Here is a 14,341-nt window from a genome sequence, read left to right as displayed (position 1 = left end):
TGCATGTGCGACTGCAGCATGCGTGCGGCCCGCGTCAGGCCCGTCAGGTGGTCGTGCGGCCCGCGTCAGGCCCGTCAGGTGGTCGTGCGGCCCGCACCGGGCCCGTCAGGTGGCGTGCGGCACGCTCCCCCGCTGGGCCAGCCGGAACCCCGCTGGAAGCCCCGCCGGGAACCACACTGCAAGCCCCGCCGGGAACCCGCTAGGAACCCGTCCTCCGCGAGGACAACTCGCGGTCCGCACACTCCCGCGTCCCGCCACCGCTCGCCACGACCTCGGCGGAGCCCTTCGCCGGGGTGGAGGACTGGGCGATGAAGGCGCCGACGAGGACGACCAGACCGCCCACGACCTGCGGGGCGGAGAGGTGCTCGCCCAGCAGCACCCAGGCCAGGACGGTGGCGATGACCGCCTCCAGGCAGGCCACGACCCCGGCGACCTGCGGCGAGAGCCGGCGGACCGAGAGCACGCCGGTGACGTAGGCGACGACGGTGGCGATCAGCACGATCCAGGCGAGCAGGGCCACGACCGGGACCTCGGTGCCGTCCATGTCGGCGGTGCCGCCCAGCACGGACCAGTCCATGCCCCACGGCCGGACGAGCACGGTCAGCACGGCGGCGCCGATCAGCAGGCCGTAGGCGATGACGCCGAGCGGATCCGGGGCGTCCTCGCCCGAGTCGCCGCCCTGGTCGGCCAGCACGAAGTAGCCGACCTGGCAGCAGGCGGCGCCGAGGGCCAGCAGGAGTCCGAACGCGTCGAAGCCCAGGCCGGACCAGACCTCGACCACACAGGCGAGGCCGCCGGCCGCGAGCACCACACCGAGCGCGGCGGCACGTGTCACCGGCCGCCGTTGCACGAACCGCACCCAGCCGAGCACCAGCGCGGGCGCGAGGTACTCCACGAGCAGCGCGACACCCACCGGGACCCGGGAGATCGCGGCGAAGTAGAAGGCCTGCACACCGGCCACGGCGAGCAGTCCGAACCCGGCGAGCAGCGCGGGGCGGCGGCGCACCAACGCGCGATGGCGCACCGCGAGCGGCAGCATCACCAGGGCCGCGCCGGCCACCCGCAGCCACACCACGTGCAGCGGGTCCAGGCCCGCCTCGATGAGGGGCTTGGCCGCGACCCCGGACCCACCGAAGGCGACCGCCGATCCGAGGGCGAGCGCGAGGCCCACGCCCTTCCCGCTGCCACCCGCACTGCTGCTGTTCGTCCGCACCGGCACATGATGACAGGCGACGACATGACCGTCACCCCCGATGACACCTGTCTCAGCCGATGGCCCTCACGGCGTCAGATCGCCCTCGAGTCCGTGAGCGGCCGCCTCGATCCGCAGGAACAGCTCGCGGGCGTCGATCCCGGCGCGGGTGAGCACCTCGACGGCGCGCGACTGCGGGTCCGCCACGACGGCGACGAGCAGGTCGAGGCCGCGCGCGGGGGCGTCGCCGGACCGGGCGGCACGCGCGCGTGCGTGCTCCAGCGCGGCCGCGGCCAGTGGCGAGTAACCCTCGGCGCCGCTCACCACGGGGACGGCGCCGGAGTCCTCCACGGTGCCCTGCCAGCGCAGCCCGTAGCCGATGCTGCGCTGGACGAGATAGCCGAGCAGGCGGGCGACCTGGGCCTCGCCGGCGAAGGCGGCGCTCACCTCGGGGTCGGACTCCAGCAGCGAGTGCAGCACATGGGCGGTGTCGATCTGCCGGTCCCCGTCGCGCAGGGACCTTCTGCGGGCACCCGTCAGCACCGCCACGAGCTCGGCACTGAGCCCGGCGGCGTCGCCTTCGGAGCGGTGGGCGGCCTGGTCGCCGGCCGGCTGACGGGGAATACGGGGTTGCACGTCCTCAACCCCATCAGCCCCGGCCGCCCGGGTCATCCCCGGCTGGGAGCATTCTCGAGTCCCACAGGGAGTGGACACGGGCGCCCGCTTTCTCCTCCTTGGGGATGAGATCAGGCCAGACCTCAGACAGGGGCGCGCGCCGATTTGCCGCACGCCCCCGCCGGCAACCACGGGACACGCGCCGCACGTCATTCCTCTCGTGGAGAGTTGGTGCTGGCTGGTGGAGGTGCCGGCCGTCGACGGCAGACAGTACGTGTACCGGGTGTACGCCCCGGAGGACGCACTGCTCGCCGACCTGTTCCGGGAGGCCTGGCACTGCCACGACGAGGGGCCCCACCCGCGCGCGTGGGACGTGTCGGTGGTCGCCCCGCCCGCAGTGGACAGCCCGTGGCCCCACCCGCGCGCGTGGGACGTGTTCGACGCCGCGGTGATACGGAAGGTGGGCTGAGGCCGGGTCCGCGCCGACCTTCTGACGGTCCATCAGTATTGAAGGTTCACGCCTCCGGGGCTACGTTCCGCGACACCGCAGCCCGGCACGAAGAGGTGGTCGCATGGCCGAGTCAGCGCTCAGGCACGGATCGAGGCACCCGCGGAGAAGGTGTGGGCGCAGCTCACCGACTGGTCGGCCTACGCCGAGTGGAACGCGACCCACACCGGCTTCCCGGCGGGCGGGCCCGAAGCCCTGGCGGTGGGCGTGACGTTCATGGAGAACATGAGGCTGATGGGGTTCCCGGCCGAGGTCGAGTGGACCGTGGCGGAACTGGAGCCCGCCCGTGTGCTCGCCATCCGGGGCAAGGGCCCGATGGCGGTCAGCCTCGTCACGCGCTACACCCTCAGCCCGGACGGCGCGGCCACGGCGGTACGGATCGACGGGGAGTTCACCGGCGCCGCCGTCTCCCTGATGGCGGGCCGCCTCAAGGACTCGGCGACGGCCGCGCTGGAGGAGTCGCCGCGCAAGCTGGGCGGCCTGGTGACGTGAGGACGCCGGCAACACACCGGAGGGCCGGCACACAGCGGAGGGCGCCTCGCGGCGTACACCGCGGGGCGCCCTGAGTGCCGCGGGAACACGGCCGAAGTCCGGTGCCTCGGAGCCGTCGGCCCGTGCGGACGTCGACTCCTGCCGACGTCCGCAGGGCTCGACGTCAGTCCTCGTCGGCGAGGATGAGGTACAGCTTCTTGCGGGCCTCGTTGATGATCCCCAGCGCCTTCTCCCGCTGTTCCTTGCTGCCGGTCTTCCAGACCTGCCCGAAGGCCTCCATCAGACCGAACCCGGCCTGGCGGATCTCACCGAGGGCCTCCCAGTCGACACTGCGCCCGGCCTCCTCCCAGGGGGCCTCGGGGCCCTCCTCGGCGGCGACGCGGCCGGCGTCGGTGAGGGAGAACAGCTTCTTGCCGCCCTCGCTCTCGCTGATGATCAGGCCCTCGTCCTCCAGCAGTTGCAGGGTCGGGTAGACCGAGCCGGGGCTGGGCCGCCAGGCCCCGCCGCTGCGCTCGCCGATCTCCTGGATCATCTCGTAGCCGTGCATGGGCCGGTCCCTGAGCAGGGCCAGGATCGAGGCCCGTACGTCACCGCGCCGTGCCCTCCCCCTGGGACCTCCTCGCCCCCGGCCTCCCCAGGGGCCGAATCCGGGACCTCCGGGACCGAAGCCCGGCCCTCCCGGCCCGAACGGACCGAAGGCCGCCCGCTGCCCCTCGAAACCCTGCCGACCACGCCCGAAGGGACCGTCCGGCCGGCATCCACGCTCGAATCCATGGGTACGCATCGCAACCACTCCATTCCATCGTTGACCTGTCGCGATGCCTCAACGATATATCGGAACAGTTCGCTCGACAACCCCTCACCGGTCCACAGCGCGTGAATTGGCCTTGGCCTGCGGCTTCGTTGCGCGACTACGGTTCGTGCTCATGCGGATTCGAATCATCGACGCCTTCACCGACCGCCCCTTCGCGGGCAACCCGGCCGGGGTCCTGCTGCTGAACGCCTTCCCCGACGACGAGCGGCTGCGGAAGATCGCGATGGAGGTGAACCACGCCGAGACGGCGTTCGCGCATCCTCTGCCGGAGGGCGGCGAGGCGGACTGGGCGCTGCGGTGGTTCACGCCGGTCACCGAGGTCGCGATGTGCGGGCACGCCACCCTCGCCACGGCCCACGCGCTGGCCGGCACGGGCTCGCACAAGGGCCCGGTGCGGTTCGCCACCCGCAGCGGGGTGCTGGTCGCCACACCCGGGGAGGACGGCTGGATCACGCTGGACTTCCCGACCGCGCCGCTCACCCGCGCCGAGATCCCGGACGGCCTCGCCGACGCCCTCGGCGCCGAGCCGCTGAGCTGCTTCGACACCGGGCCGAACGTCGGCGACCTGCTCGTCGAGCTGCCGGACGAGCGGACCGTCCGCGCCCTGCGCCCCGACCTGCGCGCCCTGGGCGCGCACTCCGCGCGCGGCATCATCGCCACCGCCCGCGCCGAGGACCCCGCGGACGGCCACGACTTCGTCTCGCGCTGCTTCTTCCCCAACGTCGGCATCGACGAGGACCCGGTCACCGGCAGCGCCCACACCGCGCTCGCCCCGTTCTGGTCCGAGCGCCTCGGCCGCACCGAGCTGACCGGGCTGCAGGCCTCGCCCCGCTCCGGCCTGGTGCGCACCCGCCTGAACGGCGAGCGCACCCTGCTGACCGGCCGCGCGGTCACCACCATCGACGGCGAGCTGCTCGCCTGAAACAAGACCGCGGGGGCGTATGAAACAAGACCGCGGGGGCGTACGACGGTGTCGTACGCCCCCGCGGTCAAAGGGTCAGACGGTGGGCAGCCAGTCCACTCGGCCCGCCAGCAGGCCGTATCCGACGAACGCCCCGATGTCGAGCAGCGAGTGCGCCACGACCAGCGGGCCCACCCGGCCCCAGCGGCGGTACAGACAGACGAACACCACGCCCATCACCATGTTGCCGATGAAGCCGCCGATGCCCTGGTAGAGGTGGTACGAGCCGCGCAGCACCGAGCTGGCCATCAGCGAGCTGCCCGGCGACCAGCCCAGCTGACCGAGCCGGCGCAGCAGATAGCCGACGACGATGACCTCTTCCACGACGGCGTTCTGGATGGCCGACAGGAGCAGCACGGGGTACTTCCACCACACGTCCGGCAGGGCCTCGGGCACCACCGTGAGGTTGAAGCCGAGGCCGCGGGCGGTGAGGTAGAAGGCGATGCCCGTGCTGCCGATCACCGCGGCGACCGCGGCACCCCGGCCCAGGTCCGGCCAGGGGCGGGTGCGGTCGAAGCCGAGGGAGCGCAGGCCGGCGCCCTCGCGCAGCAGGAAGTGCGCGACCAGGGCGACCGGCACCAGCGCGGTGGCGATGCCGAACAGCTGCCACGTGAGGTCCAGCCAGGGACGCCCCGGCGCCGCCGAGGCGTTGAGCGTCGCGGCCTGCTCCCTGAGCCCGCCGGGTTTGGTCGCCGACCCGATGAAGCTGATCAGCGCGGCCACACCGCTCGCGCCCAGCGAGAGCGCCAGCACGAGCAGTGTCTCGTCCCGCAGAATCCGCCTCGACCGTCCCTCCCCCGGCAGGGACTCACCCACCGCGCCCGCCTCCGCCCGCACACCAGCCTCCAGCCGCTCATCCGTGTCTCGCCCCATCATCACCTGTCGGGACGTACGACGGACGTCAGGGGCGGAAGCGTACGGCGGCGAGCCGCTGATCCCCGTGGTGCCGGGGCGGGCGGCTCACCCGAGCGGCGCCGGTTCCGGCAGGCCCACCGGCCAGGTGTGCACGGGCTCTCCCAGGTGCATCAGTTCGCTGTAGCGGCGGGTCGTCGCGGCCAGGGCGTCGGGGCGTGACAGCCCGGCCTCCCGCGCCTTGTGGAAGGTGGCGGCCTGCCAGGACGCCCCGTTGACGCGCCGTCGGCAGCGTTCGTCGATCACGCCGAGGTACAGGTCGCGGTCGGCGGGCTCCACACCCCACGCGTCCAGCCCGGCCTCGGCGAGCGGCAGCAGTTCGTCGCGGACGAGGGTGACGGCGTCGACCTCGGCCAGGCCGCCGTAGCGACCTCGCCGGGGCCAGCGGAAGCGGGCGTCGATCCCCAGGCGGCAGGCCTCGTCGAAGTTGGCCGCCGCCGTCTCGAACGGCATCCGGGTCCACACCGGCCTGGACTCCTCGGCCAGCGCGCGGACCAGCCCGTAGTAGAAGGCGGCGTTGGCGACGACGTCCGTGACGGTGGGCCCGGCGGGCAGCACCCGGTTCTCCACGCGCAGATGCGGAACCCCGTCCGCGATCCCGTAGACCGGGCGGTTCCACCGGTAGACGGTGCCGTTGTGCAGGACGAGTTCGGCGAGGCTGGGCACGCCGCCCGCGTCGAGCACGTCCAGCGGGTCCTCGTCGTCACAGATCGGCAGCAGGGCCGGGAAGAACCGCAGGTTCTCCTCGAACAGCTCGTACGCCGAGCTCACCCAGCGCTCGCCGAACCAGGTGCGCGGCCGTACGCCCTGGGCCTGGAGCTCGGGCGGGCGGGTGTCGGTGGACTGCAGGAACAGCGGCGGCCGCGACTCGCGCCACAGCTCCCGGCCGAACAGGAAGGGCGAGTTCGCGCCGACGGCTATCTGGGCGGCGACGGCCACCTGGGCGGCGTTCCAGACATCGGCGAACCGGGCGGGCGTGCACTGCAGATGCAGTTGCACCGAGGTGCAGGCCGCCTCGGGCGTGATGGACGTCGCGGTGCACGTCAGCCGCTCGACCCCGTCGATGTCGAGGGTGAAGCCCTCGCCCCGCGCGGCGACGATCTGGTCGTTGAGCAGCATGTAGCGGTCGGCCGCGGAGAGGTTCGAGGACACCAGGTCGTCGCGTTGCAGGGTGGGCAGAATGCCGATCATCACGATGCCGGCGTCGAGTTCGACGGCTTTTCGATGGGCATATGCCAGACCGATGCGGAGTTCCTCGGCCAGCCGGTCGAAAACGCGACCGCCCAGCCGGTGCGGGGCAATGTTGACCTCCAGGTTGAATGCGGCCAGTTCGGTCTGGAAATCACGGCTCGCGATCCGCTCCAGGACTTGCGCATTCAGCATTCTCGGCATGCCGTCGGCCCCGGCCAGATTCAATTCGATCTCCAGACCCATGAGGTTCTTGGGCCGATCGAACCGCTTCTCCTCCAGGAGTCGCTCCAGTCCCCTCAGGCACCGCCTGAGCTTGTCGCGGTAGCGCTGCCGATCGGACAGGTCGAACGCTCCTGCCACGACCTTCTCCCCCATCGAGGCGTCCCTCCTCCAGCGGGTGGACCGGGTGCCCGGCAGCCGGGCTCCCGGGTCGGAAGGGGATGATGCCCAGCGGGAGCGATCCGTAACGCCCCCGTGGCCGCTCCCGCACCGCTAGTCTGGTCGACACGGCAGCGAAGTGATCCACGGCACATTCCACAGGCACGCACCGGATGCTTTCCAGGGTCTTGCGACTCGTGAAAAACGCCGACAAGAATAGGCCGACCGCGGTACCCGCAGAGTCCGAGGTCACCCCCTCGTGCGCGAACCGGAATCGGGAGGACTCCCGCATATCCGGGACCGGATTTCCCCTTGCCGGGGTTCCCGGTAACGGCTAGACGAAACATCCACCGAACACTCGTCGTATAAACTCCGCGCACAAGGCAGAGAAGGTCGGCGCCCGCGGTCACACGGACTTGCCGTCGAGCCGTCATCCGGCGAAACCGCCCGCCCCTTCGTCACGTACCCCGGCCTCCGCCTCTCTGACCTCGTGAGCAGACAGCGCCGTCCGCCCGCCCTCGCGTCACCCTGCCTGTCGAATCAGAGAGGCGACCCACCATGCCCTTGCATGTCCCCGAGGCTCCCTCGCCCGCACTTCGCTCCATCCTCACGGCCCTCGGCTCTCCCGTCGCCGTCCGCGAGGCCACGACCCCGGCCCTGCGCGCCGCGCAGGGCCCCCTGACACCCGAACTGCCGCTGCCCGTGCACGTCCTGGACCGGATCACCGGCGAGGGCGCGCCCGTCACGCGGCTAGCCGGGTGGCGCTTCCTGATCTTCAGCGGCGACCGCGCGCTGGCCGCCGCCGAGACCAGACTGACGCCCGACGGCTGGGCCTTCGCGCACTTCTTCGAAGGGCCCTACATCGCGTCCACCGAACGTGCACTGCGCCAGGCCGAGACACTGCCGCAGGCGTACCAGCCACGCCTGCTGTCCATCCCCGGCCTGTACATGCTGACGCTGTGGCTGCACGGCGACTGCGAGGCCGACGGCTCGGCCGGCCGGCCCGGAGCGGCGGACCTGCTCGTCCCGCTGGCCCCCGCCCCACCCGGCATCGCGGCCCACCGCCCGCACCAGGTCACCGAGCTGCTCCCGCTCCTGACCCGTCGGGTGACCCCGGCCCCGCCGCCCCTGCTGGGCTCGCCCGCCTGACGAGCCCTCGCCCGCCCCGCCGCACCCGTCCGTGCGGCGGGGCTCAGCCATGCCCGGGGCCGAGGTGCCGCGCGGAGGCGGCGAGCCACGTACCGCGCGTTCCCGCGCGTTCCAGTGCTGCCAGCCTTCCCGTGCTGCCCGTCTGCCAGCCTTCCCGTGCCACCCGTCCGCCCGTCTTCCCATCCGCCCGCCTTCCCGTCCGCCCTTCAGCGACGTGCCGCGCACGGCCGGCGACGGACCGCGACCGCCCACTCGTACGAGCACATGCACGCTCGTCGGAGCTGGCCAGATCCCGCGCCACCCATCCTGACTAGGCATTTGAGGCCCCCGAGAACCACCCGAAAGGACAGTGGGGTTGAGGTGAACCGCCCGCGCGGGTGACGCGTCATGAACCAGTGAGAAGCGGTGCTGCGAAATCCCTGCGGATCGACGCCCGTGGGGCAACACTTGGTTCCGGACCGACTTATCACAACGGGGGGCGGCCATGAACGACGTTTCACGCCGCGGGACAGACAGCACAGAGATCACACCCACCACGCCAGAGCGAAAGATCCCATCCATGTGCCAGCACCAGCCACCGTGCCCTTCAGCCGACTCCGCAGACCGGGAGTCCGCCCGTCTCATGACGGCTCACCCGGAGCAGGGCTGGAGCCTGCTGTGCAACGGCGTCGTCGTCTTCGAGGACACCGGTGAGCTCCTGCCGGACGGCCAGATCATCGCCCCGCACCGCCCGCTGGCTACCAGCCGGGTCGTGACGGCCGCCTGACACCGCCGGGCGCCCGCCCGCGCGACGCACCACAGGGGCCGGCCGCGGCACACCGCCGCGCACCGGCCCCGACGCATGTCCGCACCCGGTCACACCCTGCACTCCGCCCGGACACGGACCGCGGTCCCAGACCCACGTCCCGGACGCGTACGTCGTCCAGGGACTCTCGGCCCACCGGCAACCGCGCGATGCCCTCGCACACGACGACCAGCGGCGGACGGCCCAGGCGGCCGGGGCTGGGCCGCGCGCGTCGCCGTGGGACGCGTAGGCCCGGGGCCTCGGGCCCGCGCCGCGGCACGGTCGCGGTGCGCTCACTGGTCCACGCCGAACGGCTCGGTGGCGTAGTCGTCCGCACCGGCGTCCAGCGCGACGGCGGGAGCCGGCGGCCCCGGACCCGATGTCCGGCCGTCGGCTCCCGCTTCGGTCGGGTGACGCCGTCAGCCCTTGGTCACGAGGTCCTTGAGCGCGACGTTCAGCGCCAGGACGTTCACCCGGGGCTCGCCCATGAAGCCGAGGGTGCGGCTCTCGGTGTGGTCCTCGACCAGCTTCTCCACCTGCTCGACGGGCAGGCCGTTGCGCTCGGCCACCCGGCGCGCCTGGAGGCCGGCGTACCGCGGGGAGATGTCCGGGTCCAGGCCGGAGCCGGAGGAGGTGATCGCGTCGGCGGGTACGTCCGAGGGCCTGATCCGGTAGTCGGCGGTCGAGTTGTCCTTGACGACGGCGGCCTTGGCGTCTCTCACCCACCGCAGGAGCTCCGCGTTGTCGCCGGACCGGTTGGTCGCGCCGGACAGGATGAGCGAGTACCGGGCGTTGACGCCGTTGGTGCCGAGGCCGTTCTGCGGGCGGCCCTGGAACCACTTCAGGTCGGCCGCCGGGGTCTCCTCGCCCTTCTTGAGCGGCAGGCTGTAAGCCTGGCCGATCAGGGAGGAGCCGACGACTCTTCCGTCGGACGCGATCTCCGAACCGTTCGCCTGGTCGCTGAACAGCCCCTGGGCGATGCCGGTGACGGCGAGCGGGTAGATCACGCCGGTCAGCAGGGTCAGCACGAGAAGGGCACGCAGGCCCGCCCCGAGCAGCCGCACGGTGTTGGTCACAGAGTTGTTCATCGCGATCAGCCGATTCCGGGGACGAGGGAGATGATCATGTCGATGATCTTGATGCCGACGAACGGTGCGACCAGCCCGCCGAGTCCGTAGATCCCGAGGTTGCGGCGGAGCAACCTGTCCGCGCTCATCGGCCGGTACCGCACACCCCTCAGGGCCAGCGGCACCAGCGCGATGATGATCAGCGCGTTGAAGACGACCGCCGACAGGATCGCGGAGTCCGGCGAGGACAGCCGCATGATGTTGAGCTTGTCCAGGCCGGGATAGACGGCCGCGAACAGCGCCGGGATGATCGCGAAGTACTTCGCGACGTCGTTGGCGATGGAGAACGTGGTCAACGCCCCGCGGGTGATGAGGAGTTGCTTGCCGATCTCGACGATCTCGATCAGTTTGGTCGGGTCGGAGTCGAGGTCGACCATGTTGCCGGCCTCCTTCGCGGCCGACGTACCGGTGTTCATCGCCACCCCGACGTCCGCCTGCGCGAGGGCCGGGGCGTCGTTGGTGCCGTCACCGGTCATGGCGACGAGCTTGCCGCCCGCCTGCTCGCGCTTGATGAGGGCCATCTTGTCCTCGGGGGTGGCCTCGGCGAGGAAGTCGTCGACGCCCGCCTCCTCGGCGATCGCCTTGGCGGTCAGCGGGTTGTCACCCGTGATCATGACGGTCCTGATGCCCATGCGGCGCAGTTCCTCGAACCGCTCGCGCATGCCGTCCTTGACGACGTCCTTGAGGTGGACGACGCCCAGCACGCGGGCGCCGTCGGCGTCCTCGACAGCGACGAGCAGCGGGGTGCCGCCCGCCTCGGAGATGCGGGCGGCGATCGGGGCCGCGTCCTCCACGACCGCACCGCCCCGCTCCCGGACCCAGGCGATGACCGAACCGGCAGCGCCCTTGCGGATCCTCCTGCCGTCGACGTCCACACCCGACATCCGGGTCTGGGCGGTGAAGGCGATCCACTCGGCGTGGGTCAGTTCGCCCTGGTGCCGTTCGCGCAGGCCGTACTTCTCCTTGGCGAGGATCACGACGGAGCGGCCTTCCGGCGTCTCGTCGGCCAGCGAGGAGAGCTGGGCGGCGTCGGCGACCTCGGCCTCGGTGGTGCCGCGCACCGGCAGGAACTCGGCGGCCCGGCGGTTGCCGAGGGTGATGGTGCCGGTCTTGTCGAGCAGCAGCGTGGAGACGTCACCGGCGGCCTCGACCGCGCGGCCGGACATGGCGAGCACATTGCGCTGGACCAGGCGGTCCATACCGGCGATGCCGATCGCGGAGAGCAGGGCGCCGATCGTGGTCGGGATCAGACAGACCAGCAGGGCGACCAGTACGACCAGGGTCAGGTGTGTGCCGGCGTAGTCCGCGAAGGGCGGCAGCGTGGCGCAGGCGAGCAGGAAGACGACGGTGAGCGAGGCGAGCAGGATGTTCAGCGCGATCTCGTTGGGCGTCTTCTGCCGGGCGGCACCCTCGACCAGGCCGATCATGCGGTCGATGAAGGTCTCGCCTGGCTTCGTCGTGATCTTGACGACGATCCGGTCGGAGAGCACCTTCGTACCGCCGGTGACGGCGCTGCGGTCGCCGCCGGACTCGCGGATGACCGGTGCCGACTCGCCGGTGATCGCCGACTCGTCCACGGACGCCACGCCCTCGACGACGTCGCCGTCGCCCGGGATGACGTCACCGGCCTCGCAGACGACCAGGTCACCGATCCTCAGCTCGGTGCCCGGGATCACCGTCCCGTCGAGCTTGCGGGCCACGGAGTCGGTCCTGGCCCTGCGCAGAGCGGCGGCCTGCGCCTTGCCGCGGCCCTCGGCGACCGCCTCCGCGAGGTTCGCGAAGACCACGGTGAGCCAGAGCCACGCGCTGATGGTCCAGCCGAACCGGTCGCCCGGGTCCTTGACGGAGAAGGCGGTGGTCAGCAGGGAGCCGATCCACACCACGAACATCACGGGTGACTTGACCATCACCCGCGGATCGAGCTTGCGGAGGGCGTCCGGCAGCGACCCGACCAACTGCTTGGGGTCGAAGAGTCCGGCGCCGACACGCCCCTCGGGTGTCTTGCGCCCGGTGGGCACGTCCTGGTGCGGCACCAGGGTGGAAGTGGACATGGAGTCCTCGTCGGGTTCGGTACGAGTGGTCATCACGCCAGCCCCTCGGCGAGCGGGCCCAGGGCGAGGGCGGGGAAGTAGGTGAGACCGGTGATGATCAGGATCGCGCCCACCAGCAGGCCGGTGAACAGCGGCTTCTCGGTGCGCAGGGTGCCCGCGGTGGCCGGGACGGGCCGCTGCTCGGCGAGCGAGCCGGCCAGCGCCAGGACGAACACCATCGGCACGAAGCGGCCGAGGAGCATCGCCAGGCCCAGGGTGCTGTTGAACCACTGGGTGTCCGCGTTCAGACCGGCGAAGGCCGAGCCGTTGTTGTTCGAGGCGGACGTGTAGGCGTAGAGGATCTCGGAGAAGCCGTGCGCCCCGCTGTTGGTCATCGAGTTCGCCGGGGTCGGCAGGGCCAGCGCGAAGGCGGTGAGGACGAGCACCAGAGCCGGGGTGACCAGGAGGTACAGGGCCGCCAGCTTGATCTCGCGGGTGCCGATCTTCTTGCCCAGGTACTCGGGTGTGCGGCCGACCATCAGACCGGCGATGAACACCGCGATGACCGCCATGATCAGCATGCCGTAGAGGCCGGAGCCCACACCGCCGGGCGCGATCTCGCCGAGCATCATCCCGAGCAGGGTGATCCCGCCGCCGAGGCCGGTGAAGGAGGAGTGGAAGGAGTCCACCGCGCCGGTGGAGGTGAGCGTGGTCGCCACGGCGAAGATCGACGAGCCGCCGACGCCGAAGCGGACCTCCTTGCCCTCCATCGCGCCGTTCGCCAGCTCGAAGGCCGGGCCGTGGTGGGAGAACTCGGTCCACATCATCAGGGCGGTGAAGCCGAGCCAGATGGTGCCCGTCGTGGCGAGGATCGCGTAGCCCTGCTTCACCGAGCCGACCAGGACACCGAAGGTGCGGGTGAGGGAGAACGGGATGACGAGGATCAGGAAGATCTCGAACAGGTTCGAGAACGGGGTGGGGTTCTCGAAGGGGTGGGCGCTGTTGGCGTTGAAGTAGCCGCCCCCGTTGGTGCCCAGCTCCTTGATGGCCTCCTGGGAGGCGACCGCCCCTCCGTTCCACTGCTGTGTGCCGCCCATGAACTGGCCGACCTCGTGGATGCCGGAGAAGTTCTGGATCGCGCCGCAGGCGACCAGCACGATCGCGGCGGCGAACGCCAGCGGCAGCAGGATGCGCGTCACGCCCCGCACCAGGTCCGACCAGAAGTTGCCCACCTCACCGGTGCGGGACCGGGCGAACCCGCGCACCAGCGCGACCGCGACGGCCATGCCGACGGCCGCGGAGACGAAGTTCTGCACGGCCAGACCGGCGGTCTGCACGACGTGGCCCATGGCCTGTTCGCCGTAGTACGACTGCCAGTTGGTGTTCGTCACGAAGGAGACAGCCGTGTTGAAGGCCTGGTCCGGGTCGATCGAGCCCAAGCCGAGCGAGCCGGGCAGCACTCCCTGGAGCCGCTGGAGGGCGTAGAGGAAGACGACACCGGTCACGGAGAAGGCGAGCACGCCGCGCAGATACGCGGTCCAGCGCATCCCGATGTCGGGGTCGGCGCCCATCCCCTTGTAGATCCACTTCTCGACCCGCCAGTGCCTGTCGGAGGAGTAGACCTTCGCCATGTGGTCACCGAGGGGGACATGGACGAGGGCGAGCGCACCGGTCAGGGCGACCAGTTGGAGCACGCCGGCGGTTACGGGACCCATGTGTCTCTCAGAACCTCTCCGGGAAGATCAGGGCGAGGACGAGATAGCCCAGCAGGGCGACGGCCACGACGAGGCCGACGATGTTCTCGGCGGTCACAGCTTGGTCACCCCCTGGGCGAGGAAGGCCACCAGCGCGAAGGCCGCGATCGTGGCGACGACGAAGGCCAGATCGGCCATCGTGAACTCCTGGGATGAGGTTCGTCGGACAGGGACGACTAGAGGAAACCGCCTGGGTGGCCGGAATCGACCGTCGTTGACGCCTCTCTTACGGCGCACCGCGCGGCTTTGACGCGGCTCTTACGGCCCTCGCGCGCACTGCGCCTCACCGTCGGCGGCCACGCCAGGGGATCAAGCACCGCGGTCACGCTCGGTGTCCCGCCGCCGCTCTCCTCCGTACCGCCGAGCCCGTGTCCTGTCCGCGCAGTTGCCGGTCGCCCGAGCCCCTGTCGTCACATGAGCAGTCAGTCTTAACG

Annotated in this window: 14 protein-coding genes and 1 pseudogene; 5 read left to right on the top strand and 10 right to left on the bottom strand. The window is 71.3% G+C overall.

Annotation, left to right across the window (positions count from 1 at the left end; genetic code table 11):
• Nucleotides 1-199: 199 nt before the first annotated feature.
• Together ABZZ79_RS17890 and ABZZ79_RS17885 are read right to left on the bottom strand one after the other, a co-directional pair.
• Complete coding sequence (locus ABZZ79_RS17890; RefSeq protein ID WP_356689877.1) at nucleotides 200-1,219, bottom strand: EamA family transporter; 1,020 nt, start codon at nucleotides 1,217-1,219, stop codon at nucleotides 200-202.
• Between the two features lie 60 nt (nucleotides 1,220-1,279).
• Nucleotides 1,280-1,828, bottom strand: coding sequence for a Clp protease N-terminal domain-containing protein (locus tag ABZZ79_RS17885; RefSeq protein WP_356689876.1), 549 nt, complete (start codon nucleotides 1,826-1,828; stop codon nucleotides 1,280-1,282).
• Nucleotides 1,829-2,048: 220 nt separating this feature from the next.
• On the opposite strand from ABZZ79_RS17885, the gene ABZZ79_RS17880 reads away from it, so the two are divergent.
• Together ABZZ79_RS17880 and ABZZ79_RS17875 are read left to right on the top strand one after the other, a co-directional pair.
• The gene (locus ABZZ79_RS17880) at nucleotides 2,049-2,276 is read left to right on the top strand and encodes a hypothetical protein (RefSeq protein WP_356690065.1); all 228 of its coding nucleotides are present in this window, start codon (nucleotides 2,049-2,051) and stop codon (nucleotides 2,274-2,276) included.
• 111 nt (nucleotides 2,277-2,387) lie between these two features.
• A pseudogene (locus ABZZ79_RS17875) lies at nucleotides 2,388-2,807 on the top strand (SRPBCC family protein); the annotation flags it as partial.
• Between the two features lie 163 nt (nucleotides 2,808-2,970).
• Here the strand turns inward: ABZZ79_RS17875 and ABZZ79_RS17870 are convergent.
• Complete coding sequence (locus tag ABZZ79_RS17870) at nucleotides 2,971-3,591, bottom strand: PadR family transcriptional regulator (protein ID WP_356689875.1); 621 nt, start codon at nucleotides 3,589-3,591, stop codon at nucleotides 2,971-2,973.
• Between the two features lie 142 nt (nucleotides 3,592-3,733).
• Here ABZZ79_RS17870 and ABZZ79_RS17865 point away from each other — a divergent pair, with 142 nt between their 5' ends.
• The gene (locus tag ABZZ79_RS17865) at nucleotides 3,734-4,543 is read left to right on the top strand and encodes a PhzF family phenazine biosynthesis protein (RefSeq protein ID WP_356689874.1); all 810 of its coding nucleotides are present in this window, start codon (nucleotides 3,734-3,736) and stop codon (nucleotides 4,541-4,543) included.
• 75 nt (nucleotides 4,544-4,618) lie between these two features.
• On the opposite strand, the gene ABZZ79_RS17860 is transcribed toward ABZZ79_RS17865, so the two are convergent.
• Nucleotides 4,619-5,419, bottom strand: coding sequence for a type II CAAX endopeptidase family protein (locus tag ABZZ79_RS17860; RefSeq protein ID WP_356690064.1), 801 nt, complete (start codon nucleotides 5,417-5,419; stop codon nucleotides 4,619-4,621).
• Nucleotides 5,420-5,542: 123 nt separating this feature from the next.
• Nucleotides 5,543-7,060: a glutamate--cysteine ligase gene (locus tag ABZZ79_RS17855; RefSeq protein ID WP_356689873.1), complete on the bottom strand. Its 1,518-nt coding sequence runs from the start codon at nucleotides 7,058-7,060 to the stop codon at nucleotides 5,543-5,545.
• A gap of 561 nt (nucleotides 7,061-7,621) precedes the next feature.
• On the opposite strand from ABZZ79_RS17855, the gene ABZZ79_RS17850 reads away from it, so the two are divergent.
• Entirely contained in the window at nucleotides 7,622-8,212 is a 591-nt protein-coding gene (locus ABZZ79_RS17850) for a hypothetical protein (RefSeq protein WP_356689872.1), read from the top strand.
• Nucleotides 8,213-8,771: 559 nt separating this feature from the next.
• Nucleotides 8,772-8,978 carry a DUF5999 family protein gene (locus ABZZ79_RS17845; RefSeq protein ID WP_356689871.1) on the top strand — a complete coding sequence of 69 codons (207 nt, stop codon included), beginning with the start codon at nucleotides 8,772-8,774 and terminating at the stop codon, nucleotides 8,976-8,978.
• Nucleotides 8,979-9,415: 437 nt separating this feature from the next.
• Here ABZZ79_RS17845 and ABZZ79_RS17840 read toward each other — a convergent pair whose 3' ends face one another.
• The 5 genes from ABZZ79_RS17840 to ABZZ79_RS17820 are packed head-to-tail and all read right to left on the bottom strand — an operon-like array spanning nucleotide 9,416 to nucleotide 14,144.
• Entirely contained in the window at nucleotides 9,416-10,084 is a 669-nt protein-coding gene (locus ABZZ79_RS17840) for a potassium-transporting ATPase subunit C (RefSeq protein WP_356689870.1), read from the bottom strand.
• Nucleotides 10,085-10,089: 5 nt separating this feature from the next.
• A complete protein-coding gene (kdpB, locus tag ABZZ79_RS17835) occupies nucleotides 10,090-12,207 on the bottom strand; it encodes a potassium-transporting ATPase subunit KdpB (protein ID WP_356689869.1) in 2,118 nt (705 codons plus the stop codon).
• A complete protein-coding gene (gene kdpA / locus ABZZ79_RS17830; RefSeq protein ID WP_356689868.1) occupies nucleotides 12,207-13,868 on the bottom strand; it encodes a potassium-transporting ATPase subunit KdpA in 1,662 nt (553 codons plus the stop codon). The genes kdpB and kdpA overlap by 1 nt, the downstream gene beginning before the upstream one ends.
• Before the next feature lie 7 nt (nucleotides 13,869-13,875).
• Nucleotides 13,876-13,965 (bottom strand): K(+)-transporting ATPase subunit F, encoded by a 90-nt coding sequence (kdpF, locus tag ABZZ79_RS17825; protein ID WP_016434100.1) that lies wholly within the window; start codon nucleotides 13,963-13,965, stop codon nucleotides 13,876-13,878.
• Nucleotides 13,962-14,144 (bottom strand): hypothetical protein, encoded by a 183-nt coding sequence (locus tag ABZZ79_RS17820; RefSeq protein WP_356689867.1) that lies wholly within the window; start codon nucleotides 14,142-14,144, stop codon nucleotides 13,962-13,964. The genes kdpF and ABZZ79_RS17820 overlap by 4 nt, the downstream gene beginning before the upstream one ends.
• Between the last annotated feature and the right edge of the window lie 197 nt (nucleotides 14,145-14,341).

Origin of the sequence: Streptomyces sp. NPDC006458 (assembly GCF_040612135.1) — a bacterium.
Classification (GTDB): domain Bacteria; phylum Actinomycetota; class Actinomycetes; order Streptomycetales; family Streptomycetaceae; genus Streptomyces.
This window is presented reverse-complemented; position numbering and strand designations above follow the sequence as displayed.